The 1,180-nt window shown below is 72.0% G+C and carries 1 protein-coding gene and 1 pseudogene; both read left to right on the top strand.

The window, feature by feature from the left end; genetic code table 11:
• Positions 1-344: pseudogene (locus tag C1I97_RS37560) on the top strand (MFS transporter); the annotation flags it as partial.
• Positions 295-1,180: acetoin utilization protein AcuC (locus C1I97_RS37555; RefSeq protein ID WP_111007323.1), on the top strand; the 886-nt coding region annotated here is incomplete at its 3' end. The pseudogene C1I97_RS37560 and the gene C1I97_RS37555, both read left to right, overlap by 50 nt.

The raw sequence follows: 1,180 nt of genomic DNA, 5'->3' as shown, positions 1-1,180 counted from the left end.
GGATGCTGGGGTTCACCCTTCTGGGGCTGGGGCTGTGCGTGCTGGTGCCCCAGACCTTCGCGGCGGCCGGGCGTCACGCTTTCGAGCATCACGGCCCGGGGGCCTCGGACGTGGCCGTCGCGCGGCTCAACATCTTCAATTACGTGGGTTTCCTGATCGGCTCCCCGCTCGTGGGCGCGCTGGGCGACGCCTGGAGCTATCGGGGGGCCATGCTGGTGCCGATGGTCCTGGTGCTGGTGACGCTGGTGTACGCCAGGTCGTTCGCGTCTGGGCCCGACCGATACCGTGGCGGTCATGAGCGGCCGCGCACAGTTGATGTGGGACGAGGCAGTAACGGGGTATGACTTCGGTCCGGACCACCCGATGGACCCGGTCCGCCTCGCCCTGACCCGGAAACTGGTCGGCGCCCTCGGGCTCGACCGGGAGGCACACCTGGTGACGGCCAAGCCGGCCGGGGAGTCGACGCTGCGGCTCGTCCACCGGGAGGACTACATCGACGCGGTGAAGGCCGCGTCGGCGAATCCGGGTGCGGCGAACGGGACGTACGGGCTGGGGACGATCGACGATCCGGCCTTCGCCGGGATGCACGAGGTGTCCGCGCTGATCGCGGGGCAGTCGGTGGGCGCTGCGGAGGCGGTGTGGCGTGGGGACGCGCTGCACGCGGTGAACTTCACCGGCGGGCTGCACCACGCGATGCCGGGCAGCGCGTCCGGCTTCTGCATCTACAACGATGCCGCGCTGGCGATCGCGCGGCTGCTGGAGCTGGGCGCCGAGCGGATCGCGTACGTCGACGTGGACGTGCACCACGGGGACGGGGTGCAGGCGGCGTTCTGGGAGGACCCGCGGGTGCTGACGATCTCGCTGCACGAGCATCCGCGGACGCTGTTCCCGCAGACGGGCTGGCCGGAGGAGACGGGGGCTCCGTCCGCGGAGGGGTCCGCCGTGAACCTGGCGCTGCCGGCCGGTACCGGGGACGCGGGGTGGCTGCGGGCGTTCCACGCCGTGGTGCCGGAGCTGCTCGCCGACTTCCGGCCGCAGGTGCTGGTGACACAGCACGGGGCCGACACGCACTTCGAGGATCCGCTGGCGCACCTCGCGGTGTCGCTGGACGCGCAGCGGGCGGTGCAGGTGGCGTGTCACTCGCTGGCGCACGAGTACGCCGAGGGGCGGTGGGTCGCGT

The organism is Streptomyces sp. NTH33 (assembly GCF_003236365.1).
Taxonomy (GTDB): domain Bacteria; phylum Actinomycetota; class Actinomycetes; order Streptomycetales; family Streptomycetaceae; genus Streptomyces.
The sequence above is the reverse complement of the archived record's forward strand: the minus strand, read 5'-3'. Positions and strand labels throughout refer to the sequence as shown.